At 59.0% G+C, this 25,234-nt stretch carries 22 protein-coding genes, 1 other RNA gene and 1 pseudogene; 7 read left to right on the forward strand and 17 right to left on the reverse strand.

Annotated features, from left to right (window positions below; genetic code table 11):
- Nucleotides 1-65: 65 nt before the first annotated feature.
- On the reverse strand, nucleotides 66-2,450 hold the full coding sequence (gene ppsA, locus BN4575_RS17240; protein ID WP_068979126.1) for a phosphoenolpyruvate synthase: 2,385 nt from the start codon (nucleotides 2,448-2,450) through the stop codon (nucleotides 66-68).
- Nucleotides 2,451-2,798: 348 nt separating this feature from the next.
- Here ppsA and BN4575_RS17245 point away from each other — a divergent pair, with 348 nt between their 5' ends.
- The gene (locus tag BN4575_RS17245; protein WP_068979127.1) at nucleotides 2,799-3,611 is read left to right on the forward strand and encodes a posphoenolpyruvate synthetase regulatory kinase/phosphorylase PpsR; all 813 of its coding nucleotides are present in this window, start codon (nucleotides 2,799-2,801) and stop codon (nucleotides 3,609-3,611) included.
- A 228-nt stretch (nucleotides 3,612-3,839) separates the two neighbouring features.
- On the opposite strand, the gene BN4575_RS17250 is transcribed toward BN4575_RS17245, so the two are convergent.
- Nucleotides 3,840-4,187: a hypothetical protein gene (locus BN4575_RS17250; RefSeq protein ID WP_083221072.1), complete on the reverse strand. Its 348-nt coding sequence runs from the start codon at nucleotides 4,185-4,187 to the stop codon at nucleotides 3,840-3,842.
- A gap of 347 nt (nucleotides 4,188-4,534) precedes the next feature.
- Between BN4575_RS17250 and BN4575_RS17255 the strand changes: the two genes are divergently transcribed.
- A complete protein-coding gene (locus BN4575_RS17255) occupies nucleotides 4,535-5,917 on the forward strand; it encodes an amino acid permease (protein WP_042022277.1) in 1,383 nt (460 codons plus the stop codon).
- Between the two features lie 113 nt (nucleotides 5,918-6,030).
- On the opposite strand, the gene arsC is transcribed toward BN4575_RS17255, so the two are convergent.
- The 6 genes from arsC to BN4575_RS17285 form a co-directional block, all read right to left on the reverse strand.
- Nucleotides 6,031-6,462, reverse strand: a complete 432-nt coding sequence (arsC, locus tag BN4575_RS17260) for a glutaredoxin-dependent arsenate reductase (RefSeq protein ID WP_068979128.1) — start codon at nucleotides 6,460-6,462, stop codon at nucleotides 6,031-6,033.
- Nucleotides 6,463-6,464: 2 nt separating this feature from the next.
- Nucleotides 6,465-7,535: an ACR3 family arsenite efflux transporter gene (gene arsB, locus BN4575_RS17265; RefSeq protein WP_068979129.1), complete on the reverse strand. Its 1,071-nt coding sequence runs from the start codon at nucleotides 7,533-7,535 to the stop codon at nucleotides 6,465-6,467.
- A gap of 96 nt (nucleotides 7,536-7,631) precedes the next feature.
- Nucleotides 7,632-9,464, reverse strand: a complete 1,833-nt coding sequence (gene arsA, locus BN4575_RS17270) for an arsenical pump-driving ATPase (RefSeq protein ID WP_068979130.1) — start codon at nucleotides 9,462-9,464, stop codon at nucleotides 7,632-7,634.
- A gap of 74 nt (nucleotides 9,465-9,538) precedes the next feature.
- Complete coding sequence (gene arsD / locus BN4575_RS17275; RefSeq protein ID WP_068979131.1) at nucleotides 9,539-9,910, reverse strand: arsenite efflux transporter metallochaperone ArsD; 372 nt, start codon at nucleotides 9,908-9,910, stop codon at nucleotides 9,539-9,541.
- Nucleotides 9,911-9,914: 4 nt separating this feature from the next.
- Nucleotides 9,915-10,283, reverse strand: a complete 369-nt coding sequence (locus BN4575_RS17280) for an ArsR/SmtB family transcription factor (protein ID WP_042022272.1) — start codon at nucleotides 10,281-10,283, stop codon at nucleotides 9,915-9,917.
- An 86-nt stretch (nucleotides 10,284-10,369) separates the two neighbouring features.
- Nucleotides 10,370-10,573: an ArsR/SmtB family transcription factor gene (locus BN4575_RS17285; RefSeq protein ID WP_368664546.1), complete on the reverse strand. Its 204-nt coding sequence runs from the start codon at nucleotides 10,571-10,573 to the stop codon at nucleotides 10,370-10,372.
- Here BN4575_RS17285 and BN4575_RS17290 point away from each other — a divergent pair.
- A pseudogene (locus BN4575_RS17290) lies at nucleotides 10,548-11,417 on the forward strand (permease); the annotation flags it as partial. The gene BN4575_RS17285 and the pseudogene BN4575_RS17290 sit on opposite strands and share 26 nt — an antisense overlap.
- Before the next feature lie 147 nt (nucleotides 11,418-11,564).
- On the opposite strand, the gene gcvP reads toward BN4575_RS17290, so the two are convergent.
- From gcvP to gcvT, 3 genes are all read right to left on the reverse strand, one after another.
- Nucleotides 11,565-14,441 (reverse strand): aminomethyl-transferring glycine dehydrogenase, encoded by a 2,877-nt coding sequence (gene gcvP / locus BN4575_RS17295; protein ID WP_068979133.1) that lies wholly within the window; start codon nucleotides 14,439-14,441, stop codon nucleotides 11,565-11,567.
- A gap of 302 nt (nucleotides 14,442-14,743) precedes the next feature.
- Nucleotides 14,744-15,130: a glycine cleavage system protein GcvH gene (gene gcvH, locus BN4575_RS17300; protein ID WP_068979134.1), complete on the reverse strand. Its 387-nt coding sequence runs from the start codon at nucleotides 15,128-15,130 to the stop codon at nucleotides 14,744-14,746.
- Between the two features lie 83 nt (nucleotides 15,131-15,213).
- Nucleotides 15,214-16,311, reverse strand: coding sequence for a glycine cleavage system aminomethyltransferase GcvT (gene gcvT / locus BN4575_RS17305; protein WP_068979135.1), 1,098 nt, complete (start codon nucleotides 16,309-16,311; stop codon nucleotides 15,214-15,216).
- Between gcvT and BN4575_RS21885 the strand changes: the two genes are divergently transcribed.
- Nucleotides 16,288-16,515: a hypothetical protein gene (locus BN4575_RS21885; RefSeq protein WP_141689854.1), complete on the forward strand. Its 228-nt coding sequence runs from the start codon at nucleotides 16,288-16,290 to the stop codon at nucleotides 16,513-16,515. The genes gcvT and BN4575_RS21885 overlap by 24 nt on opposite strands.
- Nucleotides 16,516-16,727: 212 nt before the next feature.
- On the opposite strand, the gene BN4575_RS17310 is transcribed toward BN4575_RS21885, so the two are convergent.
- The 3 genes from BN4575_RS17310 to BN4575_RS17320 form a co-directional block, all read right to left on the reverse strand.
- Nucleotides 16,728-18,011 carry an FAD-dependent 2-octaprenylphenol hydroxylase gene (locus BN4575_RS17310; protein WP_068979136.1) on the reverse strand — a complete coding sequence of 428 codons (1,284 nt, stop codon included), beginning with the start codon at nucleotides 18,009-18,011 and terminating at the stop codon, nucleotides 16,728-16,730.
- 150 nt (nucleotides 18,012-18,161) lie between these two features.
- Nucleotides 18,162-19,385 carry a 2-octaprenyl-6-methoxyphenyl hydroxylase gene (gene ubiH, locus BN4575_RS17315; RefSeq protein ID WP_068979137.1) on the reverse strand — a complete coding sequence of 408 codons (1,224 nt, stop codon included), beginning with the start codon at nucleotides 19,383-19,385 and terminating at the stop codon, nucleotides 18,162-18,164.
- A 176-nt stretch (nucleotides 19,386-19,561) separates the two neighbouring features.
- Entirely contained in the window at nucleotides 19,562-20,131 is a 570-nt protein-coding gene (locus BN4575_RS17320; RefSeq protein WP_042022260.1) for a UPF0149 family protein, read from the reverse strand.
- Nucleotides 20,132-20,304: 173 nt separating this feature from the next.
- Here BN4575_RS17320 and zapA point away from each other — a divergent pair, with 173 nt between their 5' ends.
- Nucleotides 20,305-20,637, forward strand: a complete 333-nt coding sequence (zapA, locus tag BN4575_RS17325) for a cell division protein ZapA (protein ID WP_042022258.1) — start codon at nucleotides 20,305-20,307, stop codon at nucleotides 20,635-20,637.
- Between the two features lie 16 nt (nucleotides 20,638-20,653).
- A non-coding RNA gene (ssrS, locus tag BN4575_RS17330) (6S RNA) lies at nucleotides 20,654-20,835 on the forward strand.
- Nucleotides 20,836-20,996: 161 nt separating this feature from the next.
- Here ssrS and emrD read toward each other — a convergent pair.
- The 3 genes from emrD to BN4575_RS17345 all read right to left on the reverse strand — a co-directional run bounded on the left by emrD (nucleotide 20,997) and on the right by BN4575_RS17345 (nucleotide 23,750).
- Nucleotides 20,997-22,196, reverse strand: coding sequence for a multidrug efflux MFS transporter EmrD (emrD, locus tag BN4575_RS17335; protein ID WP_068979138.1), 1,200 nt, complete (start codon nucleotides 22,194-22,196; stop codon nucleotides 20,997-20,999).
- Nucleotides 22,197-22,459: 263 nt separating this feature from the next.
- A complete protein-coding gene (locus BN4575_RS17340; protein ID WP_068979139.1) occupies nucleotides 22,460-23,122 on the reverse strand; it encodes a glutathione S-transferase family protein in 663 nt (220 codons plus the stop codon).
- Nucleotides 23,123-23,294: 172 nt separating this feature from the next.
- The gene (locus tag BN4575_RS17345; protein ID WP_068979140.1) at nucleotides 23,295-23,750 is read right to left on the reverse strand and encodes a hypothetical protein; all 456 of its coding nucleotides are present in this window, start codon (nucleotides 23,748-23,750) and stop codon (nucleotides 23,295-23,297) included.
- A gap of 200 nt (nucleotides 23,751-23,950) precedes the next feature.
- Here BN4575_RS17345 and suhB point away from each other — a divergent pair, with 200 nt between their 5' ends.
- Nucleotides 23,951-24,754 carry an inositol-1-monophosphatase gene (gene suhB / locus BN4575_RS17350; protein WP_042022253.1) on the forward strand — a complete coding sequence of 268 codons (804 nt, stop codon included), beginning with the start codon at nucleotides 23,951-23,953 and terminating at the stop codon, nucleotides 24,752-24,754.
- Nucleotides 24,755-25,234: the final 480 nt, after the last annotated feature.

The following is a 25,234-nucleotide window of genomic DNA, read 5'->3' on the forward strand; positions in this document are numbered from 1 at the left end:
CGCGACACACAGATAACAAAGGGGGCCATCATGGCCCCCTTTCTGCTGCTCATTTTGACAGTGACTTACTTGGCGCCATGCTGCTCCGCCAGATAGAGCCAGGTATCGACCACGGTATCGGGGTTGAGCGACACCGAGTCGATCCCCTGCTCCACCAGCCAGGCGGCGAAGTCCGGGTGATCGGATGGGCCTTGGCCGCAGATCCCCACGTACTTGCCCGCCTTGCGCGCAGCCTGGATCGCCATCGCCAGCAGCGCCTTGACCGCCTCGTTGCGCTCGTCGAACAGATGGGCGATGAGCCCGGAATCCCGATCCAGCCCAAGAGTAAGCTGGGTCATGTCGTTGGAACCGATGGAGAAACCGTCCACGTGCTCGAGGAACTTGTCTGCCAACAGGGCGTTGCTCGGGATCTCGCACATCATGATCACCTTGAGCCCCCGCTCACCACGGCGCAGACCGTTCTCGGCCAGGATGTCGATCACCTGCTCCGCCTCGCCCACGGTGCGCACGAAGGGGATCATCACCTCGACGTTGGTCAGCCCCATCACATCGCGCACCCGCTTGATCGCCTCGCACTCGAGGGCAAAACAGGGGCGGAAGCTGTCGGCGATGTAGCGCGACGCACCGCGAAAACCGATCATCGGGTTCTCCTCGTGGGGCTCGTAGCCACGGCCGCCCACCAGGTTGGCGTACTCGTTGGACTTGAAGTCCGACATCCTCACGATCACCCGCTCCGGCCAGAAGGCGGCAGCCAGGGTGGCAATGCCCTCGGTCAGCTTGGCGACGTAGAACTCGCGCGGGCTATCGTAGCCGGCGATCATCTTGCCGATGGTGGCCTTGAGCTCGGGGCTCTGGCTGTCGAACTCCAGCAGCGCCTTGGGGTGTACCCCGATCATCCGGTTGATGATGAACTCGAGACGGGCCAGACCGACACCGGCGTTCGGCAGCTGTGCGAAGTCGAACGCCCTGTCCGGATTGCCGACGTTCATCATGATCTTGATGGGCAACCGTGGCATGTTACCCACCTCGGTCACCGCCACGTCGAAGTCGAGTTCGCCGTCGTAGATGAAACCGGTATCCCCTTCCGCGCAGGAGACGGTAATGAGTTGACCCGGTTCAATGCGCTTGGTGGCATCACCGCAACCCACTACCGCCGGAATGCCCAGTTCGCGGGCGATGATGGCGGCGTGACAGGTGCGGCCACCCCGGTTGGTGACGATGGCGGAGGCCCGCTTCATGATGGGCTCCCAGTCCGGGTCGGTCATGTCGGTGACCAGCACGTCGCCGGGTTGCACTTCGTCCATCTGGCTGATGGAAGAGATGACCCGCGCCGGACCCGCGCCAATCTTGTGGCCGATGGCCCGCCCCTCGATCAACACCTTGCCCGCTTGCTTGAGGGCAAAACGCTCGAGGGTGTTGGCCTCCTGGCGGCTGCGCACGGTTTCCGGGCGGGCCTGCACGATATAGAGCTGGCCATCCTGACCATCCTTGGCCCACTCGATATCCATCGGGCGGCCATAGTGCTGCTCAATGATGAGGGCCTGTTTCGCCAGCGCCATCACCTCCTCATCGGTGATGCAGAAGCGGCTGCGCTCAGCCTCGTTGGTGTCGACAATCTTCACCTGACGGCCGTGACCAGCATCGTCAGAGTAGGTCATCTTGATAAGCTTGGAGCCGAGGGTCTTGCGTACCACCGCCGGGCGGCCCCCCTTGAGAGTCGGCTTGTGCACATAGAATTCATCCGGGTTGACCGCCCCCTGCACCACCATCTCGCCAAGACCATGGGCGCCGGTGATAAAGACCACATCGTTGAAACCGGACTCGGTATCGAGGGTAAACATGACGCCGGAGGCGGCGAGATCCGAGCGCACCATCCGCTGCACCCCGGCCGAGAGGGCAACGCCCTTGTGGTCATAGCCCTGATGCACCCGATAGGAGATGGCGCGATCGTTGAACAGGGAAGCAAACACATGCTTGACCGCCGTCATGACGGCATCGATGCCACGTACGTTGAGGAAGGTCTCCTGCTGACCGGCAAAGGAGGCGTCCGGCATATCCTCGGCGGTGGCGGAGGAGCGCACCGCAAACGAGGCACTCATGCCATCACCCAAGCCTGCACTCAACTTCTCATAGGCAACCCGGATCGCCAGCTCCAGCTCGGGCTGGAACGGGGCTTCGATCACCCAGTCGCGGATCTGCTGACCGGCCCGGTTGAGGGCGGCGATATCGTCCACGTCCAGATTGTCGAGCAGATGGTGGATCTTGCCGTTGAGGCCGCTTGACTCCAGAAACTCGTTAAACGCAAAGGCGGTGGTGGCAAAGCCCCCCGGCACGGATACGCCGGCGCCAGAGAGGTTGCTGATCATCTCGCCAAGGGATGCGTTCTTGCCGCCAACTCGTTCTACGTCCTGCATTCCGAGTTGTTCGTACCAGAGCACGTACTGTTGCACTTGGATGTCTCCAGATTGGTGGGCACCGATGCCATAGCACCTCGTACGCCCGATTTAATCGATGAGGTTATGGGTAAGTCAGGTGCATTATTGTCTGTTTCTTTTGTTGCCAACGACCATGAAAACGTTTTCTATTGGTTTTCAAAAAAATCCCCGAACAAGAGTTGGGGATGGTCGAACGACCGGAACATTCTACAATGGCGACACACAAAGATAGCGATTCAGGTTTGCAAGCCACGTCACAACTTGGGCACAGCAGACCGGTTGACAAAACTGGTATGGTTTCGAGAGATACTTCTCACCCTTTACCCCATACGGCCCTATACGCCGGTATCACAGGAGCCCCACGTGCACACCGTATTTTATGTTTCAGACGGCACCGCTATCACTGCAGAAGTGTTCGGCCACGCGGTACTGAGCCAGTTTCCGCTGGCCTTCGAGCAGATCACTATCCCCTTTGTGGAGACCCAGGAAAAAGCCCGTCAGGTGCGGATGCGGATCGATGAACAGTTCCGCCAGACCGGGGTGCGCCCCATCCTGTTTCACACCATCGTCGACCCGCTGGTACGGGAAGAGGTGCTCAAATCGGAAGCGTGCGGCCACGACTTTCTCAATACCTTCGTCAGCCCGCTGGAACAGGAGCTGGGAGTGAAAGCCGAGCCCCGCCTCCACCGCACCCACGGCATGGAGAATCGCAAGCTCTATGACGATCGCATCGAGGCGGTCAACTTTGCGCTGGCCAACGACGATGGCATCACCACCAGGGAGTACGACGAGGCGGACATCATCCTGATCGGGGTCTCCCGCTGCGGCAAGACCCCCACCAGCCTCTATCTGGCGCTACAGTTCGGCATTCGCGCCGCCAACTACCCCTTTATCGAGCAGGATATGGGGATGCTGGAGCTGCCCGCCCCCCTCAAGGCCAACCGTCACAAGCTGTTTGGCCTCACCATAGCGCCGCAGCGGCTGCACGAGATCCGCAACCAGCGCCGCGCCAACAGCCGCTACTCCTCCATCGAACAATGCGAGCAGGAGCTTGCCTGCGTGGAGCGGCTGTTTCGCCAGGAGGCGATCCGCTTCCTCGATACCAGCTCCCACTCAGTGGAAGAGATCAGCGCCAAGGTCCTCGAGGCGACCGGTCTGCGCCGCCAGCTCTGTTAAGCCAGCTTGACAGCTGCCGGCATCAACAAAAGATAAAAATCACACATCCGTTGTAAAAGTCAGGCGCTGTGAACTGTCATTTTGATGAATAACAGTGAACAGCATGGATGAAAAAGGGATAAGCACCACAAATGCTTATCCCTCTGCTTGCCAACCTTGGCATTGCGCGCTTGTCATCAGCCGCCGTTTTGTTCCGCTCTACTGTGTTCTGCAAACAGTCAGACTTGACTAGCGATTGAGCTCGGGGTTGTTCATCAACCGGGCATAGAAGGCCAGCAAGCCGTGGCGCAGGCGAACCCGCTCTGCCAACCAGCCGCCAACAAGCGCCCCCGTCACCCCGCCAACCAGCAGCAGCGGCTGCCAGTAGTGCAGCAATCCCTGATCACCGAGCAACAGCCAGCCCAGCAGCATGGTCGCGACCACCAGCAACAGCAGAGGACTGGCGGCAATTGCCAGCCAGAGCGCCACCAGCAGCCCCCGGGCCACCCCTTGTTGCAGCACGCTTTCACTCTCCCTGTGCTCCAACTCCTCGCACTCTTCCCTGCACTCTTTCCTGCACTCTCGCTTGCCTGGCATCATTTGCATCCATTTATAACTCAGCACCAAAAAAGCCAACTAATGGCGACAAATGTCAACAAAATGGAATTCGGTTGCACAAACATCAACCAAAAACTACCAATAAGCCTGTCAAGATCATGAAAACGCTGCCTTTGGTACAAAATACGGCCATTAGAGATGGAAAATAGGTGCACTCATGGCGAATTATCACTATTCTGCTTCGGTTGCCAGCCAACACCAAAAATTGAAAATGGCATGGCGTAACGAAATAAATACAGCTTTCGTCAGGTTTTGGCTACGCACTGCGGCCTGCTCAGGATGAGCCCAATACCGGCAAGAGACAACAGAGACGTAAGGACAGATCCATGGATTTGAAACAAGACGGTGAGGAGCTGAAGCGCGGCCTTAAAAACCGCCACATTCAGTTGATTGCTTTGGGCGGCGCCATCGGCACCGGCCTCTTTTTGGGCATTGCCCAAACCATCAAGATGGCAGGCCCCTCGGTCCTGCTGGGCTACGCCATCGGCGGCTTTATCGCCTTCCTGATCATGCGCCAGCTCGGTGAAATGGTGGTGGAAGAGCCGGTAGCCGGTTCATTCAGCCACTTTGCCTACAAATACTGGGGCGAGTTTGCCGGTTTTGCGTCCGGCTGGAACTACTGGGTGCTCTACGTGCTGGTGAGCATGGCCGAGCTGACCGCGGTGGGCATCTATGTCCAGTACTGGTGGCCCGAGATCCCGACCTGGATGTCGGCAGCGGTCTTCTTCGTGCTGATCAACGCCATCAACCTCTCCAACGTCAAAGCGTTTGGCGAGATGGAGTTCTGGTTTGCCATCATCAAGGTGGTCGCCATCATCGGCATGATTGGCTTCGGTGGCTATCTGCTCATCTCTGGCACCGGCGGCCCCGAGGCGAGCGTCACCAACCTGTGGGCGCAAGGGGGCTTCTTCCCCAACGGCATCAGCGGTCTGGTGATGGCGATGGCGGTGATCATGTTCTCCTTTGGCGGTCTGGAGCTGGTGGGCATTACCGCCGCGGAAGCGGACAACCCCGAGAAGAGCATTCCCAAGGCCACCAATCAGGTGATCTACCGCATCCTGATCTTCTACATCGGCGCTCTGGCTATCCTGATGTCCCTCTACCCTTGGGGTAAAGTGGTAGAAGGTGGCAGCCCGTTCGTGATGATCTTCCACGCACTGGACAGCAACCTGGTCGCCACCGTGCTCAATATCGTGGTACTGACGGCTGCACTGTCGGTCTACAACAGCTGCGTCTACTGCAACAGCCGGATGCTGTTCGGTCTGGCCAAGCAGGGCAACGGCCCGAAAGCCCTGCTCAAGACCAACAAGAGCGGCGTACCGCTGGTCGCCCTCTCGGTCTCGGCCATCGCCACCCTGCTCTGTGTGCTGATCAACTACCTGATGCCGGGCAAGGCGTTCGGTCTGCTGATGGCGCTGGTGGTCTCCGCACTGGTGATCAACTGGGCGATGATCAGCCTGGCGCACCTCAAGTTCCGCAAGGCCAAGGTCGCAGAGGGCGTCCAGCCCAAGTTCAAGGCGTTCTGGTACCCCTTCGGCAACTACCTCTGCCTCGCCTTCATGGCCGGTATCCTGGTGATCATGTACATGACCCCCGATTTCCGGATCTCGGTCGAGCTGATCCCCGCCTGGCTGGTGGTACTGGGTATTGGCTTTGTCATCAAGCGCAAAGGACAGGCCCAAAGCAAGGTCGCAGCCAATCTGGGTTAATGCCCGCAGCTGCCGACATCAATGCAAAAACGCCGATCGGATGATCGGCGTTTTTTTTATCTGGCTACTTCAGCTGCTCTTGCCATCACTCATAAACCACACGGTAGTGCAGATCACTTGATCCGTTTTCCTTGTGCATCCACTACCGGCTCCCCATCTTCTTTGCTGAAGGCACCTTGCTGAGGGCTCGGCAGAATATCCAGCACCACTTCGGATGGACGACACAGCTTGGTGCCAAGGGGCGTCACCACTATGGGACGGTTGATCAAAATAGGGTGCGCCAGCATGGCATCGACAAGTTCATCGTCGCTGAAGCTCTCCTCAGCCAGTCCAAGTTCCTCAAAAGGCGGCACGTTCTTGCGCAGCAGGTCGCGCACCGGCATGTCCATGGCCGCAATCAGCGCGACCAGCGTCGCGCGGCTTGGCGGGGTTTCCAGATAGTGGATAACGGTCGGCTCAACGCCGGCGTTACGGATGAGCTCCAGGGTATTGCGCGAGGTGCCACAGGCCGGATTGTGATAAATGGTGATTGGAGTGTTATTCATGATTAAGCCTCTGCGTTGAGATAGTTGCGTTTCATTCTAAGGGCCACATTGACCAGAGCGATCAGCACGGGCACCTCCACCAGCGGGCCTATCACCCCGGCGAATGCTTGATCCGAGTTCAGACCAAATACCGCGATAGAGACCGCAATGGCCAGCTCGAAGTTATTACCGGTGGCAGTAAACGCGATTGACGCATTCTTGTCATAGGGGATCCCGAGCTTCTTGCCGACCAGAAAGCTGGTGAAAAACATCAGCACAAAGTAGACCACCAGCGGAATGGCGACCCGCACCACATCCATCGGCAATTCGACGATCATCTCCCCCTTGAGGCTGAACATCAGCACGATAGTGGCCAGCAGGGCGATCAGGGTGATGGGGGAAATCGCCGGAATAAAGCGCTCGGTGTACCACTGCTCCCCCTTGGCCTTGACCAGATAGTGACGGCTCAAAAAGCCAGCGAGGAAAGGGATGCCCAGATAGATCAGCACGCTTTGGGCGATATCCAGCATGGTGATATCCACTGCAAACCCCTGCAAACCAAACAGCGGCGGCAGGACGGTAATAAACAACCAGGCCATAAAGCTGTAGGTGAGGATCTGAAATCCGCTATTGAGCGCGACCAGACCGGCACCGTACTCCTTGTTGCCACCGCCTAGGTCGTTCCACACCAGCACCATGGCGATGCAACGCGCCAGACCGATCAGGATCAGGCCCACCATGTAGTCCGGGTGGTCATGCAAAAACACCAGAGCAATCACAAACATCAGGATGGGGCCGACCAGCCAGTTCATCACCAAGGAGAGGGTTATAGCCTGCCGGTCGCGGGTCATGGTGCCCATGGTGGCGTAGTTCACCTTGGCCAGCGGCGGATACATCATCAGGATCAGGCCAATGGCCAGCGGGATATTGGTGGTGCCGACCGACATCGCCTCGTTCCACTGGGCTACCTGAGGGAACAGATAGCCAATCCCCACCCCGATGGCCATGGCGACAAAGATCCAGAGGGTGAGATTACGGTCGAGAAAACTCATTTTTTTGCTGACGGGCAGATCGCAGCAATCGTTGGTACTCATCAAAAGACTCCAAAAGCATTGAGTGATATGAAAGGCTCAACGCGAACACAGGCCGCGGTTGATGGTGCCTTCAAGGGAATATCGTGGAGCGCTATCTCACGCCTCCTGATGGATCGGGTGACATAACCCTTGCAATACAGCCACTCCCACCGGCTCGACGGCCTGCAAGGGCACCACCGCATAACGCTTGGCATGACGCTCTTTGACCGCAGTAATATGGGGCTGCTGGCGATACGCTCGCTGGGCCAGCAGTGGCGAGGTGACGCTGGCCGGGGAAAGCAGGTGATTCACCACCCAGGCCCAGGGCTCGATACCGGCACGGCGCAGATCGGCTTGCAGGTTGGCCGCCTCCTGCACCGGAGTCGGCTCTGGCAGGGTGACAATCATCACCTTGGTCTGCTTCGGGTCTTGCAACTGCATCATGGGGGTAGTGAAGTGCAGGCCCTTGTTGCCCATCTGGCGGGCAATCTCCCTGTGATAGGCGCCGGTGGCATCGAGCAGCAGCAGGGTATGGCCGGTCGGCGCCGTGTCCATCACCACGAAGCGCTTGCCGGCCTCACGAATGATCCGCGAAAAGGCCTGAAATACGGCTATCTCTTCGGTGCAGGGGGAACGCAGGTCTTCTTCCAACAGGGCGCGGCCCTGGGCATCGAGACTCGCCCCCTTGGTGGCCAGCACCTGAGCACGGTAACGCTCGGTCTCGGCGTGGGGATCGATGCGGCTCACCTCCAGACTGGGCAAGGCCCCGGCCAGCGTCTCCCCCAGATGGGCGGCGGGATCTGAGGTAGTAAGATGCACCGGCAGCCCGCGACTGGCGAGCTCCACCGCCACGGCCGCCGCCAGAGTGGTTTTCCCCACGCCCCCCTTGCCCATCAACATGATGAGCCCGTGGCCATCGCTGGCCAGTTCATCGACCAGTTGCTGCAACCCGGGGTGCGGCTCGGCGGTGGTGCGTTCGACCGCATCGGCATTATCGTCAGCACCATCAGCACCATCAGCACCATCGGCAGACACTGCGCCCAGTAACTGACGCAGGCTCTCTACGCCCACCAGATTGGTCGCCAGCAGCGGTATTCTGTCTTGTGGCAAGCTTGCCAGCAGCGCGGGCATCTGTGCCAGCGCCTGCTGCTCACGTTGCCACACGGCGCAGGCCAAGGGGTCATCCGCCAGCTCCCGTTGCGGGAAGATGCCATTGATCACCAGCTGCTGATTGGCAAGACCTATGGCCGCCAGTTCATCATGGGTGCGCGCCACTTCCCGCAAGGTAGAGGCTTGCGCCCGGGCCACCAGAATAAGCCGGGTTTTCAACCCATCGGACAAGGCTGCGACCGCCTCGGCGTATTGGCTGCGCTGTTTTTCCAGCCCGGCCAATGGCCCCAGACAAGAGGCATCCCCCTTGCCTTGCTCCAGAAACTCGCTCCATGCCCCCGGCAGTTGCAGCAGACGGATGGTGTGACCGGTGGGGGCCGTGTCAAATACGATATGGTCATACTGATCCACCAGCTGGCGATCAGTCAGCAGGGCGGTGAACTCGTCAAAGGCGGCAATCTCTGTGGTGCAGGCGCCGGAGAGCTGCTCTTCAATGCTGCGCACCACGCTCTCGGGCAACTTGCCACGCACCGGGCCGACGATCCGCTCCCGATACGCTTGCGCCGCCGCTTGCGGGTCTATCTCCAGTGCTGACAAGCCGCTGACGGCCGCGATGGCGGTGATCGTGTTGCCGATGGCTGTGTCAAATACCTGACCGACGTTTGAAGCCGGATCCGTGCTGACCAGCAGCACCCGTTTGCCACTGTCACACAAGGCGACCGCACTGGCGCAGGCTAGCGAAGTTTTACCCACGCCCCCCTTGCCGGTGAAAAAGAGAAACGGCGGGGCATCTGTCACAAACGAATAGCTCAGCAACGCGTTACTCAAAGACGAAGACATAAGCGACTCCAATCAGGCAAAACAAGGCAATTCACCGCGCAGGCGGCAGGGATGTGGTCAGCAACACTCAGGGGTTAGCAGCAACCACTGTTGCCGCAACAGCCGCCGCTCTTGGCGATCCCTTTGATGACTGCTTGCGGCGCGGGCAAACCGGCATAACGGGCCAATTCACTGCGGCCGGGATAACGGCCGGTGAGCACCACCTGACCATCCACCAGCACCAGCGGCAACCCCGCCTCCCCTGCGTGCATCAAGAAGGCGCTGACCGCTGGGGTCTCGGCAAACACCATCGGCTGCTGAGCCAGATTGAAGCGCTCGATGGCCACCCCCTGCCCCTTGGCCCACGCCACATCGGCCGCAAAGTTCACCAACCGCTGCTCTACCTCGGTACCGCATACCCCGCTGGCACAGCACAGTGCCGGATCAAAAATCTGGATAACAGACATGGCATTACTCCTTATTGCAGCAAGATTGCTCGGGCAACACATGGGGCGAACAGCTCGACTCGGCGCGCATCATCCCGCACGCTTCGGGATGCCCAGCGCAACACTCTTCCGTGAGGTAGCCGATAAGATCCAGCATCAGGGGAATGTTGGCCCGGTAACGTAAAAAACGACCTTCTTGCTCCACCGACAACAGGTCGGCATGCAGCATGGCTTTCAAATGAAATGACAGTGTGTTCGGGGCGATATCCAGTTCACTGGCAAGCTGGCCAGCAACCCTGCCTTCCAACCCGGCCTTGACCAGCAGCCGCCAGACATCGAGACGGATCCCGGATGCAAGAGACTCGAACACTTTAGTGGCTGTATCTTTATTCATGGGAACCTCTTCATCTCATTTCATAGCTACAACTATACAAGAACCATTGAAATGATCAAGCCACCTCAACCAAATCACAGATCTGTTCAGCTGCCTGGACTGTTCACGCAGCACTCGTCACGGAAAAACACGATGATCTCTTCCAGCACCTCATATTGAGAAACGCAAAGGAGGGTGCGGCTCTCCCGGTTCTGCTTGACCAGCCCCACCGAGACCAGCGCCGCAATATGGTGACTGAGGGTGGAGGCGGGGATCGCCAACTGCTTTTGCAGCTGCTCCACCATCCCCATGCTAAGAGGACTGCTCTCGGCCAAGGCTGGATTTGGCACCACCCTCACCTTCCTGTTTATCTCTCCGCTCTTGAACCCCATCATCGTCGGCTTGATGTGGGCCACTTTTGGCTGGAAAGTGGCCCTGCTCCACGCCGTGATCGCGGCAACCGTCTCTGTCATGGCGAGCATGCTGCTCGACAAGTTCGGGTTCGAGCGCCATGTCATCGACCCCAAAGAGGCAACACAGTTCTGCTGCACCAGTGGTTGTGGCCCGGCGACCTGCGCCACAACTCAAGCAAATTGCAGTAACAACCAACGCGGCGCCATTCGCGCAATCAAACCGCTCAACGGGGCAGCGTGCTGCCCAGCACCGCAACCAGAGATAGCAGAGCAGTCCCCCCTCTCCTGCTGCGGCGATGGCACGGCAACCCTGACCCGTGCGCCACAGCTCCCCACTGCCTGGGTCAAGGCTCGCATCGATGCCTGGCAGCAGTTCAAAGCGGTATTGCCCTTCCTGCTGCTGGGGGTGCTCGTCGGCTCGTTTATCTACGGTTTTATTCCGGCCGAGTGGATCGCCGCCCATGCTGGCGCCGACAACTCGTTGGCCATCCCCTTCAGCGCCATCGTCGGGATCCCGCTCTATATTCGGGCCGAGGCGGTGATCCCGCTCGCGTCGGTACTGCTGGGCAAAGGGATGGGCATGGGTGCAGTCATGGCGCTGATCATCGGCAGTGCCGGTGCCAGCCTGACCGAGGTGATCCTGCTCAAAGCGATGTTCAGAACCCCTATGATTGCGGCCTTCCTTACTGTGATCCTCGGCATGGCGATCCTGATGGGCTACCTGACGCAACTGTTGTTCTAAACCACGCCTTGCCCCCAATAAGCAAAACGCCGATCGAATGATCGGCGTTTTTTGTTTTGTGGCTATCAACACTAGCGACACATTGATAAAAAAGGACCACCCGCTTGGGTGGCCCTGTTGTTTATTTTGCTTACCAGCAACATGTCCTTACTTGGCGTAATCCTCAGTCGGGATACAGGCACAGAACAGGTTGCGATCGCCGTAGACGTCGTCGATACGGTTCACCGAGGGCCACAGTTTGGCGGCGCGCACGGCGTCGGACGGGAACACCGCCTCGGCGCGGCTGTAGCCACGGGACCACTGCTCATCCATCACGTCATCCTGGGTGTGCGGGGCGTGTACCAACGGGTTGTCGGTCAGGCTCCACTGCCCCTCCTGCACCTTGGCAATCTCGGCGCGGATGGATGTCATCGCCTCGACGAAGCGATCCAGTTCGCGCTTGGACTCCGATTCGGTCGGTTCGACCATCAGGGTGCCCGCCACCGGGAAGCTCATGGTCGGCGCGTGGAAGCCGTAGTCCATCAACCGCTTGGCCACGTCCATCTCGCTGATGCCACAGGCCTCTTTGAGCGGACGGATATCCAGGATGCACTCATGAGCCACCCGACCGTTGCGGCCGGAATAGAGTACCGGGAAGGATTCACCCAGCTTCTTGGCCAGATAGTTGGCATTGAGGATCGCCACCTGAGTGGATTTCTTCAGCCCCTCGTCACCCAGCATGGCGATATACATCCAGCTGATGGGCAGGATGCTGGCCGAGCCGAACGGTGCGGCCGACACGGCGCCGTTGTTGCGGCTCTCCTTGTCGGTCTTGACCACGGCGTGGCCGGCCACGAACGGCGCCAGATGCTTCTTCACGCCGATGGGGCCCATGCCCGGGCCGCCACCGCCATGAGGAATGGCGAAGGTCTTGTGCAGGTTGAGGTGAGAGACGTCCGCCCCGATAAAACCCGGCGCAGTCAACCCAACTTGCGCGTTCATGTTGGCGCCGTCGAGGTAGACCTGACCACCGTGCTGGTGAACGATGTCGCACACCTCCTTGATGGTCTCCTCATACACCCCGTGGGTGGAGGGGTAAGTCACCATCAGACAGGAGAGCTGCTCCCCCGCCTCGGCCGCCTTGGCCCGCAGGTCGTCGAGATCCACGTTGCCGGACTTGTCACAGGCGGTGACGATCACCTTGAGCCCCGCCATCTGGGCAGAGGCCGGGTTGGTGCCGTGAGCAGAGGCCGGAATGAGGCAGATATCGCGATGCCCTTCGCCGCGAGACTCGTGGTACTTCTTGATGGCAAGCAGACCCGCGTACTCGCCCTGCGCACCGGAGTTGGGCTGCATGCAGACCGCATCGTAACCGGTCACCTTCACCAACCAATTTTCGAGGTCGGCCAGCAGCAGCTGGTAGCCCTTGGCCTGCGCCAGCGGGGCAAACGGGTGCAGCTTGCCGAACTCGGGCCAGGTCACCGGGATCATCTCGGCGGTGGCGTTGAGCTTCATGGTGCAGGAGCCGAGTGAAATCATGGCGTAGTTGAGGGCCAGATCTTTGGCTTCGAGACGGTGGATATAACGCAGCATCTCGGTTTCGGAGTGGTACTTGTTGAACACCTCGTGGGTCAGCACGGCATCGGTGCGCAGCAGATCCTGCGGGATGGCGTGATGGGCCTGAGCCGCCTTGTCGAGGGCCTCGATATCGAGGCCGTGACCTTGACCGAGGAACAGGTCGAACAGCTCGGCCACATCGCCGCGGGTGGTGGTTTCTGAGAGCGACACCCCCACCGCACCGTCGAGATCCGCACGCAGGTTGATGCCCTGCCCTTCGGCCTTGGCGATCAACGCGGCCTTGTCGCCCGTCAGCACAGTGAGGGTATCGAACCAGCTGGCGTGCTTGAGGGCCGCGCCCTTGGCCTTGAGGCCGAGCGCCAGAATGGTGGTGAGGCGATGGACGCGGGAGGCGATGGTTTTCAGCCCCACCGGGCCGTGGTAGACGGCGTAGAAGCTCGCCATGTTGGCCAGCAGCACCTGTGCGGTACAGATGTTGGAGTTGGCCTTCTCGCGGCGGATATGCTGCTCGCGGGTCTGCATCGCCATGCGCAGGGCACTCTTGCCACGGGCATCCTTGGAGACACCGATGATGCGACCCGGCATGGAGCGCTTGTAGGCATCGCGAGTGGCGAAGAAGGCGGCGTGGGGGCCACCATAACCCATAGGCACGCCAAAGCGCTGGGCGGAGCCTAACACCACGTCGGCACCCAGCTCGCCCGGGGATTTGAGCAGCAGCAGGGAGAGCAGATCGGCGCTGACGCAGGCCAGCCCTTTCTGGGCCTGTACCGCGGCGATGAGGGCGCGCAGATCTTTCACCTCACCTGTGGTGGTGGGATACTGGAACAGGGCACCAAACACCTCTTCGCTCACCGCATCGCTCGCGGCGCCAACCGCCACGTCGAAACCAAAGTGAACCGCGCGCTCCTTGACCACGTCGATCACCTGCGGGTGCACGTCATCGGCCACGAAGAAGAGGTTGGACTTGGACTTGGCCATCCGCTTGGCCAGCGCCATGGCTTCGGCGGCGGCGGTCGCTTCATCCAGCAGGGAGGCACTGGCCAGATCCATGCCGGTGAGATCCAGGGTCAGCTGCTGGAAGTTGAGCAGAGCTTCGAGACGGCCCTGCGCCAGCTCGGGCTGGTACGGGGTGTAGGCGGTATACCAGCCCGGGTTTTCCAGCACGTTGCGCAAAATGACGTGGGGCACATGGGTATCGTGATAACCCATGCCGATATAGCTCTTGGCAATCTTGTTCTGGGCGGCATAGCCCCTGAGCTTGGCCAGTGCCTCCACTTCGGTCATGCCGGCACCGATCCCAAGCGGGCCCGGCAGGCGAATAGCGGCAGGCACGGTCTGGGCAATCAGATCGTCCAGGCTTTCAGCCCCAACGGTCGCTAGCAGTTGGCGCAGCTCTTCCTCGCCTGGGCCGATATGGCGGCGGACAAAATCGGTTTTTTGCTCGAGTTCAAACAGTGACTGGGTCATTTCCCTATTTCCTGGTAAATAAGTCCTGGCATGAAATCCTGATAACCAAGACCTGATGTTCCTGATCGTCGGCTGATACCGACTCCACTCATGTTCTGGGTCCCGCAGACCGGATGCGGCACCGGATGCTGCGGCAGCATCAACAGGGGATCGCCTTGTTGCGGACCGGCCCGTTTGCCCTCTAACCTCCTAGGCTGGCAAACGGCTGGCGCGGGCGACTTCACCCTTCCACCGACCGGCGCTTGCCCGGCTGGCGGTCATACAAAAGGGCCCCGCACGTTGGTGCAGGGCCCGGGGCATTACTATTCGTCTACCACGTTCTGGTAGCCTTCTGCATCCAGCAAGTTGGCCAGCTCGCTTTCGTCATCGAGCTTGATGCGGAACAACCAACCGGCATCATAAGGATCTGAGTTGACCAGCTCGGGGCTCCCTTCCAGCTCTTCGTTGACGGCAATGATCTCGCCGCTCACCGGGCTGTAGATGTCAGAGGCGGCCTTGACTGACTCGGCCACGGCGCAATCGTCACCGGCACTGACCTGCTTGCCCACTTCCGGCAGCTCGACAAACACCATGTCACCCAGCAGCTCCTGGGCGTGCTCGGTGATACCGACCACGGCCTCGCCGTTGGCTTCAACACGGATCCACTCGTGGGAAGTGGCATATTTCAGTTCGCTCGGGATATGGCTCATTTGTGCTTCCTTTGATCTTTGAGTCGCGTTTAAAAACGAATATGAAAAGCGCGGGGAAGGCACTGCCCTCCCCCGACATTGTGTTAAACCAGCTTCTGGCCGTTACGGACGAAAGCAGGCTTGCTGACCTTCACGGTGACCAGCTTCTTGCGGATCTCCACCTCGGCCAGTTCACCGATATCACGGGGCACCCGCGCCAGGGCAATACTGTAGCCCAGGGTGGGGGAGAAAGAGCCAGAGGTGATCACACCTTCACGCTTCTCACCGTTTGCCGCGGTGAAGGTGACCGGCATACCGGCACGCAGCACCCCTTTCTCTTCCATCACCAGACCCACCAGCTTGGGCTGATTGCCCGCCGCTTTCTGTGCTTCCAGCACGTCGCGGCCGATGAAGTTGCGATCGCTCGGCTCCCAGGCGATGGTCCAGGCCATGTTGGCGGCAAGCGGAGAAATTGACTCGTCCATGTCCTGACCGTAGAGGTTCATCCCCGCTTCGAGGCGCAGGGTATCGCGGGCACCGAGGCCGCACGGGGCGACGCCGTTATCCAGCAGCGCCTGCCACAGCTCACAGGCTTTCTCTTGCGGCACCACGATCTCGTAGCCATCTTCGCCGGTGTAGCCGGTGGTGGCGATAAAGAGATCGCCAGCCTGCACGCCGAAGAAGGGTTTCATCCCCACCACAGCAGTGCGCTGGGCGGCGCTCAGCACCGCAGCCGCCTTGACCTTGGCGTTGGGGCCCTGCACCGCGATCATCGCAAGCTCTGGACGCTCGGTCACGCTGACGTCGAAATCGATGGCGTGATGGCGGATCCAGGCCAGATCCTTCTCGCGGGTGGCGGAGTTGACCACCAGCCGGTAAAAGGTATCAGTCAGGTAATAGGTGATGAGGTCATCGATCACGCCGCCGTCCGGATTGAGCATGCCGCTGTAGAGGGCCTTGCCGGAGACGGTGAGTTTGGCCACGTCGTTGGCCAGCAGGTGTTGCAGAAAGGCTTTGACCCGTTCGCCGGTCAAATCGACGATGGTCATGTGGGAGACATCGAACATACCGGCATCGCTGCGCACCGCGTGGTGCTCTTCCAGCTGGGACCCGTAGTTGATGGGCATTTCCCAACCGTGGAAGTCCACCATCTTGGCGCCGGCTTCCAGGTGTTTGGGATGCAGTACAGTAGTCTGGATCATCGCATTCTTTCCTTAGCAAAAAGCCTTTTCGCTGTAGCGACCACCCTTGCGACCCGCGCCACCGATCTGACTGCACTGCGCGCAGCAAAAAGCGACCGGATCCCAGAGTGTGTGCTCGCTCCTGCCCTTGCCAGGCAAGAGGGATTCCTTGAACGGAGCGGATTATATGACAAGCAGGCGAGCGTGCCGCTCAAAAAAAACTAATCCCCTCCCTTAAAACTGACTCCAGACACTAAGATAAATGCAGTGATAAAAACAGCTATAAGCCGACTCGAGCGAGATTAAATTTTGATTTTTACCGTTTCGTCACAATTTACAGAAAAACGTTTCGCTCCAGAGCAAAATTAAAGGCTGACACCCAAAACGGATCATCAGCCTTGTCGGATTACTTTTGTTGCCAAAAACGGCGGGTAATATTAGTTTTTTTCACCCTTGGCCTGCATGGCACTGCCCTTGGTCGCCGCAACAGCCCAGTCAGGACGGGCCAATGCGGGGAGATCTCCCTCCAGCCCCATGGCGGCGCGGATCACCCCCGCCTTGAAGGGCGTCAGCAGATTGGCCGCGCGCAATCCCACGCCCCGCACCAGCTTCTTGAGCGGGTTGGCACCGCTGAACAGCCGCTTGAGCCCCTCCATCGCCGCCAGCATGCGAGCCGCTTCGCTCTTGCGCCAGCGCTCGTAGCTGCGCAGGTTGGCGAGCAGGCCGATATCCTCGCCCGCGGCATGATTTTGCAAAATCTGCTCCGCCAGCGCGGCAGCATCCAGCAGGCCAAGGTTGACCCCCTGCCCCGCCAGCGGGTGGATGGTGTGGGCGGCATCTCCCACCAGCACCAGCCGCTCGCGAGCAAAGTCGCGGGCATAACGGGCGGTGAGCGGAATGGCGCTGCGCGGCCCTTCCACCTTGCACAGACCAAGCCGGGCATCGAAGGCGGCGGTAAGCTGGCGGTTGAACTGCTCGTCATCACAGGCACAGAGCGCCTCGGCACGAGCTGCGGGCAGCGACCAGACGATGGAGCAGAGGTTCTCCTGCCACAGCGGCAAAAAGGCGAGCGGGCCATCCGGGGTGAAGATCTGGCGCGCTACCGCCTCATGGGGCTCGGCACAGCGCACCGTTGCCACCAGGGCGTGGTGGCCGTAATCCCAGCTGGTGAGCGGGATATCGGCCTGACGGCGCACCCAGGAGTGGGCGCCATCAGCAGCCACCACCAGTCTGGCCGAGATGGCCTGACCATCGTCCAGCAGCAGCAAGGCGCCCGCTGGGCCGCTCTGCAAGCTCTTGGCTCTGGCGGGGGTCAGCAACTGGATATTGCTGGCACCCCGTGTCCCGTCAGCGAGAATGGCTTCGAGCAGCGCCAGCTGGATCACCCGATTCTCGACAATATGGCCGAGATTGGCCTGACGCAGGCTGGCGGCATCGAAGTCGATATGGCCGAAACTGTCCTGCTCCCACACCGCCATCTTGTCGTAGGCCTGCAGGCGGCGCGCTGCAATGCCATCCCAGGCGCCAACATGGCGCAGGATCTGCTGGCTGGCCAGACTCAGGGCACTGACCCGGTTATCGGCCACCTCCCCCAGCTGCGGGTCGGGCAGTTGCCCCTCCACCACCAGCACCTTGAGGGCGCTATGTTTAAGGGCCGCCGCGAGCCCCAACCCCACCATGCCGCCACCGACAATCACCACATCCACATTTTGCATCTGCATCATCTCATCCTTTCAGGGCTGACCGGCTGGCCAGCGAGGGGACGCCTGCAGGCATCGCCTCTTTATTCAACACGTTTTGATCAACGAATGGCGGTCACTATCTTCCGGTCAACAGGCTCCACTCAACATGTTCCGCTCAACAAGCGCGGGCTAGTTGCCGCACACATCGGTGACAAAACCCAGGGTGCGCGAGGCGAGCGGCGCCTTGAGGCACGGGAGCCGCCCCATCAGGGTGAGCGCCAGATTGCGCCCCGCCACCAGCGGATCGTGACCATTGGAGAAAAGCTGGGCCAGCGAGGAGGTGAGCCAGACGGTCTGCGCCTGATCGCGCTTGCGCTGCTGCCAGTAGCCGCTCAGCACCTTGAAGCTGCCGATATCCTCCCCCTCTGCCAGCGCCTTGGCCACCGCCCCGGTGAGCAGGTCGAGATCCCGCATCCCGAGGTTGAAGCCCTGTCCGGCGATGGGGTGCAGGGCGTGGGCGGCATTGCCCACCAGCACGGTACGCTGGGCCAGCGGATAGTCGCAGGCGGTCAGAATGAGCGGATAGACGTTACGCACGCCACATCGCTCGAAGCGGCCGAGCCGCCAACCGAAAGCCTGCTGCAGACGGGCGAGAAAAGCCCCTTCATCGAGGGCCATCAGTTCATCCACCTCATGCTGCCCGACGCTCCACACCAGCGAGGAGAGCCCCTGTTGCATCGGCAGCAGGGCCAGCGGGCCCCCTTCGGTAAAGCGCTCGAAGGCGCGTCCTTCAGGGTCTTGCGCTGTTTTGACGGTGGCAATGATGGCGTGCTGCTCAAAGTCATGGCGGGTCACCGGCAACTTGAAGTGCTGGCGCACAAACGAGTTACCCCCGTCTGCCGCCACCAGCAAGCGGGTCTCAATCTGTTCACCGCTCTCGAGGGTGAGGGTCACCTTCTCTTCATCGGGCGCAATCTCGCGCACCCGGGCCGGACAGCAGACCCGAATATTGGTGGCGGCCGTCATCGCCCGTTGCAGCTCGTTGCCAGCGGCAGCCAGCTCGATCACCTGACCCAGCGCAGGCAAACCATATTCGGCGGCCGACAGGCGAGCCTGACCAGAGTGGCCCCGATCCGAGACATGAATATGGGTAATGGGGGCGCAGTGGGGGGCAAACAGCGGCCAGAGTCCGCGCCGCGACAGCGCATCGCAGGTACCGGCCGAGAGCGCAATGGCGCGGGCGTCAAACCCTGAATGGGTATGCTGTTCGGGGACGCTTGCCTCCAGCAGCAGGATCTCGAGGGGGGAGCCATCGGATCGAAGCAGGGCAGCCAGCGAGAGCGCCAGCACGGCACCGCTCATTCCACCGCCGACCAGGGTGACATCGACCTGTCGCACATCAGATTGAGACATAAGCAGAGAGGAAGAAGTGAAAAAGGTGGCCTCATGCTATCACAAAGCCGCAAGCCGAATGCGAGGTCACTGGCAAAAAACCGGTTGCGCCTCACAGGGTTAGCCACAACAGCGCCATAAAAAAGAGCGCCATCAGGCGCTCTTGCAGATCAGAAATGGCCACTTCGGCCCGCGTCTCAATGGAGGGTTGGCGGCGTGCTCGGGGTCTCGGGGCGCTTGCCAAACTCTTCGAAGGTCATCATCACCCCCAGTTTGACGTGTTCGTAGAGCACCAGGAAAGAGGCTTCGTTCTCGTCATCTTCCTGATCGAACTCGGCAGAGACCTGAGTGATGCTGGCGATATCCTGGATCATCTCCTGTAGCTCTTCCGAGGCGCGGGAGAGCTCCTGTTGCACCACGCCGAAACCGGCCAGAAATGCCTGTGACCAATCCACCAGCGAATCGATGCGCTCATCAAGGGGGGCATCGTCGCTTGGCAGCAGCAACTCGACGCCCTTCTGGGCCATCAGGCTCTCGACCACATTGTGATAAAGATCGGTCATCACCTGGCGCACCGGGGCTGGCAAGCCGAAACCGTCGTTCACCAGATCGTTAAAAGGAGGCAGCCAGCTCTTGTCATCCAGGGCCACGCCACCACATACCAGACCACAGATCACGCCGTGGGCTTCTACTGCCGTTGCCATCAACTCATGTTGCTCCATGAGGTCAGATACGGCGGTATATTCAAGGGGGTTCGTTTTGCTCATCGAGGATCCGCTCAAAGTTCAGTCAAATTTGCAGAATTAATGGCCAGGATCCTAGCATTCTCCCTCTTCCAGAGCCAGCAAGGCCTTGAAACTTATGCATCTGCGCTATATAGTCCCGCCCAGTTGTCCACGTGGATAAAGGCGGAAATCAGCTCCGCCGTATTGAGGAAGGCATGAGCACAGAGGCCGTAGAAATCGTCATTTTGGGACGTCCCTACAAGGTATCCTGTCCCTTGGGACAGCAGGATGCCCTGCGCCAGGCCGCCGAGCAGCTGACCGACAAGCTGATCGACCTGCGTCAACGCTCCAAAGTTTCGAGCAATGAGCAATTGGCGATCATGGCGGCGCTTAACTTCTGTCATGAGCTCTGCCTTGAAAAAGATAAGAATCACCAATACTCTGAAACCATGGACAAGCGGATCAAGATGCTGCAACGCACCATCGAAGCAGCCTTGATTGAGCATGGTCAGTATGGTGATTCCAGCGAAGAGGGGCAGCAGCCCTAATCGCAAACCGTTTTAAAATTCCCTGGGATGTTTGTCAGCCGGTTCAAGTCCCCGAGCCGATAATCATACCCAACAGGGGATCGGCCTTCTGGCTATTGCGCATGCTCGGCACGACCGAGAAGCCTGCGGTCAGATTCGATTCCCGCCTTGAACCTACGGTTCAAGGGCCCAAACCGGCAACGGCATCTCGGGGTACCAATAGCAAAAAGCCCGTCACTTGCGTGACGGGCTTTTTCTTTTTCCTCGCATCAACGTCATGGCGCCCCGTTATATCAAGCTGCAGTAGCGCTGTGATGCGTGCTCTTTCTGCCAAACAAAAAGCCCACCAGTCACGGTGGGCTTATCGATGATCCCATAGATCAAATCGCCATCTGCTCGTGGGGGGAACCATGGTGGCGCAACCAGGCAAAGCTCAGGGCAACCAGCAAGACCATCAGGGTCATGATCGCGCCCAAGGTCACCTGCCCTGTCATCGGGAAGCCAGCCGCCAGCAGCGTCACTATACCGGCCCCCAGATTTTGCATCCCGCCAAGAATAGCCCCGGCGGTGCCAGCCTGACCGGGGAACGGTTCAATGGCGCAGGAGGTGGCGGTCGGATAGAGGATGCCGCTACCGATGAAGTAAACCGCCGCGCCGCCAACCAGCGAGGCGGCACTCACGATACCGAACAACCCTGGCAACAGAATGATCAGAGAACCGAGCGCCAAAAAAACAATGCCCAGACGCATCAACTTGCCTTGGCTCAGGCGAAAACTGAGCTTGGCAGAGAGCCAGGCGCCAAACAGATAGCCGGGCAGCGGCAATACGAACAATACGCTCACGGTGCGGGCGCTCAGTTTCAGCACATCGCCAAGCAGCACACCGGCAGCCGCTTCAAACACCGCCAGACCGGCGAAAGTTGCCATCAGGCAGAGCAAATTGCCCTGAAAGCGTGGATTACTCAGCACATGACGATAAGCCGCGCTAACCCGCAGTGGCTGTTGACGTGCCGCCACCGGCAGCGTTTCACCAAACCAGGCCAGCAGCGCCAGGGTCGTTACCGCACCAAAGCCGAACAGAAACCAGTAACCGGCACGCCAGTTGAACAACTCGGTCAGCCAACCACCGAGCACCGGCGCCAGCAGTGGGGAGAAGATCACCCCCATGCTCACCAGACTGTTGGCTCGATTGAGCTCGGCCCCGTTATAGCGATCGCGCATTACGGTGCGGCTCATTGCGCCGCCAGAACCGGTCCCCAGCCCTTGAATGAAGCTTCCCACCAGCAGGGCGGTGAAGTGTGGAATGAGCTGAATGATCAGGGTCCCCACCAGAAACACCATCATGCCGACGATCAGCACCGGACGACGGCCGATGCGATCCGACAACGGCCCGTAGATAAATTGGGAGAGGCCATAAGGAATGAGGTAACAGGCCATCACCGCCTGCAACTGACTCGAGGCAACATTAAAATCCCCCGCCATCATGGGAATCGACGGTACATACAGGGTCTGGGTCATCTGGCCCACAGCGACCATCAGGATGGTCAATAAAAATAAAGGATAAAAACTGTGCCGATCCATATCAGTCCCGCTAAATCGTAAAAATGCTGCCGCCTCTCCGGGGTAATATGCCCAGAGAGATCTGATCACAGAGGCTGTGATGCCATCATAAAAAAGTGCTGGAAACAGTAGGCGGGGAGCCCGCCAGACCACCGCACAGAACGTGTGGTGGAATGGGGGGCATCATAGTGATTCAGCTCACAAAAAACGAACGAATCTTTATAATCGGCTTGCCTTAGTTTTTCTAATATTACGGGGCATAACGCCCCGCCCGCAGTTAAAAATCAACGCGTTACCATCTGTTGCGCCTGCTTGATCAGCTCATCTGGCTGCTCTTTGCGTGGCGGAATGGTGATCCCCTTCTGGCAGGCAGGCTTCTCTGCCATGCGGGCCATCCAGGCTTGCAGATGAGGCAGTCCCTCAATGGAGATACCGCTCCAGTCATAAATACGCACCCAGGGCCAGGTAGCAATGTCGGCGATGCTGTACTCGTCCGCCAGATATTCATGGTGGGCCAGATGGCTGTCGAGCACCTCGAACAACCGCCGCCCCTCCTTCTGATAACGCTCGATGGCGGCGGGGATCTTCTCGGGGAAGTAGCGGTAGAAGACGTTGGCCTGCCCCATCATGGGGCCAACGCCCCCCATCTGAAACATCAACCACTGGAGAGCCTGGGAGCGGCGTTTGGGATCGACCGGCAGCAACTTGCCAGCTTTCTCCGCCAGATAGATGAGGATGGCGCCTGATTCGAATACCGCGAAATCGTCGTTATCCCGGTCGACAATGGCCGGAATGCGGCCATTGGGGTTGATCGCAAGAAATTCGGGCTGCTTCTGATCCAGCGCCGACAAGTCGAGGGGAATGACCCGATAGGGCAAGCCCAGCTCTTCAAGGGCAATCGCCACCTTGAAACCATTGGGGGTCGCGGCGGTGTAAAAGTCGATCATGATTCACTCCTTGTTGGTCATAGCCAGATTGCACAGTGTTAACAGGGTGCAACACCATAGCCGCCTCATCTTGCAACAAGTGACCGGCTCCAGACCATTAAAAAGCGGCGCACCGCTGGCCAAAAAAGGCATGCGGTGCGCCGCTTGTACGAACACGCCAGTATGGGTGTGACTAGTTGAGCGTGACGGTCGGCTGACGCTGGCGTAGCAGCACCAGTCGCGAGAGCAGTGGAAAGTAGGACTCCAGCTTGCGCAGCAGCACCTGACTACATGCAGGATCGGTCAGCTCAACCTCATTCAGCATGAGACCGTTGGAGACAAAATAGAAGCGGGGATCGCGCACATCCGGGCCGCAACGAGTCAGCTCGTGCTCCCCCTTACGGACCAGTAAAGGCAATACTGGCAAACCGATCATATCCTCTTTCTCACCAATAAATCCGGCATCCTGCCAGGGCTCATCAGCGTCAATCAACAAAATCGCAGCCTCGGTTTTGGCCGGACGCCACTGGGCCAGTGGCGTCACGGCAAGATGAGTAAACTGGTCACCGTATTGAGGAGATGACCGCAAAATCGCCAACAAACCTTCACTGGTCTCTGACACTTTTTGACTTACTAAAGATAAATTCATGGATCATGTCCCTATGCTCATGGCAGCCAGCATCCGACTGCAGGAAGTAAGACTAGCGCAGATTTGGCCTATATTGGAGCCGTCACATCTGGCAGTGGTAATCAATTGGTCGTAGGGGGATTACAGTTGCCATCGATAAAAATACTGGTATCATACGCCGTCCTTTTATCCCCCGTTCTTTAACATCCAGTGGTGAACCTATGCATCCGATGCTGAATATCGCCGTGCGCGCTGCGCGCAACGCCGGTCAAGTTGTAGTAAAAGCCTTCTCCCAGCCCGAGAACATTGAGGCTATCCAAAAAGGCAGCAATGACTTCGTGACCAACGTTGACCGTGAAGCCGAAGCGGCCATCATTCATACCATCAAAAAATCTTACCCTGAGCACAGCATTATTGCTGAAGAGTCTGGTGAGATTGCCGGTACCAATCCGGACTACCAATGGATCATTGACCCACTGGATGGCACGACCAACCTTGTTAAAGGCATTCCACACTTTGCTGTTTCCATCGCCCTGCGCGTGAAAGGCAAAACTGAACAAGCTGTCGTTTATGATCCCATCCGTGATGAGCTGTTTACCTCTACCCGTGGTAACGGCGCACAGCTGAACGGCTACCGCATCCGTGTTGGCAAAGCCCGTGAGATGGCTGGTACCGTACTGGCAACTGGTTTCCCATATAAGCAGAAGCACCACATTGCCCCCTACCTGAAAATGTTCCAGAGCATGTTTATCGAGTGTGCTGACATTCGCCGCTCTGGTTCTGTCGCGCTGGATCTGGCCTACGTTGCCGCCGGTCGCATCGACGGTTTCTGGGAAATCGGCCTCAAGCCTTGGGAAACTGCCGCTGGTGAGCTGCTGGCCAAAGAAGCCGGTGCCATCATGACAGATTTCGTGGGTGGTCATAACTACGAGAACTCAGGTAACACTGTCGTAGCTAACCCGCGAGTACTGAAAGAGATGCTCGCCAAAATTCGTGACGAACTGCCGGAGTCTCTGGCTAAATAAGCCAGTTTGCTCAGCAACCAAAAAAACCGGCGCAAGCCGGTTTTTTTGTATCTGCAATTTATCTCAGCAGTGCCATATTGTGCAGCCAACACGGCACCAATGATAACGCCCTCTCCTTACCCCACATTTTCGTATTTCATATCCCCCTGATTACAAGACTCCCAATCCAAGTTGTCGACTATCTCTCTTTATCAAATGCACAGTGACCCAAACTCTCGTTCCCAAGAGACATGCTGGGATACCACTACTATGTCCTCCTTCTTACCTGCCCAGTACTTATTCCGCTGATACAGATGCAAGGCAGCCCGATTGATCGCCAACAGAGAGATAAAAAAACACCCGGCATATAGCCGTAATGCCAGTCAGTTAAGCCTGACTGGCATTGTTTTTATTGGTTTTTTTAACTCCATACTTCTGTGGTCTCGGCTTCACGCAGCGGGGATAACTTCGCTCCCTTCGGGCCGGTAATACAAACTGCCC

Origin of the sequence: Aeromonas sp. EERV15, assembly GCF_900079845.1 — a bacterium.
Classification (GTDB): Bacteria; Pseudomonadota; Gammaproteobacteria; order Enterobacterales; family Aeromonadaceae; genus Aeromonas; species Aeromonas sobria.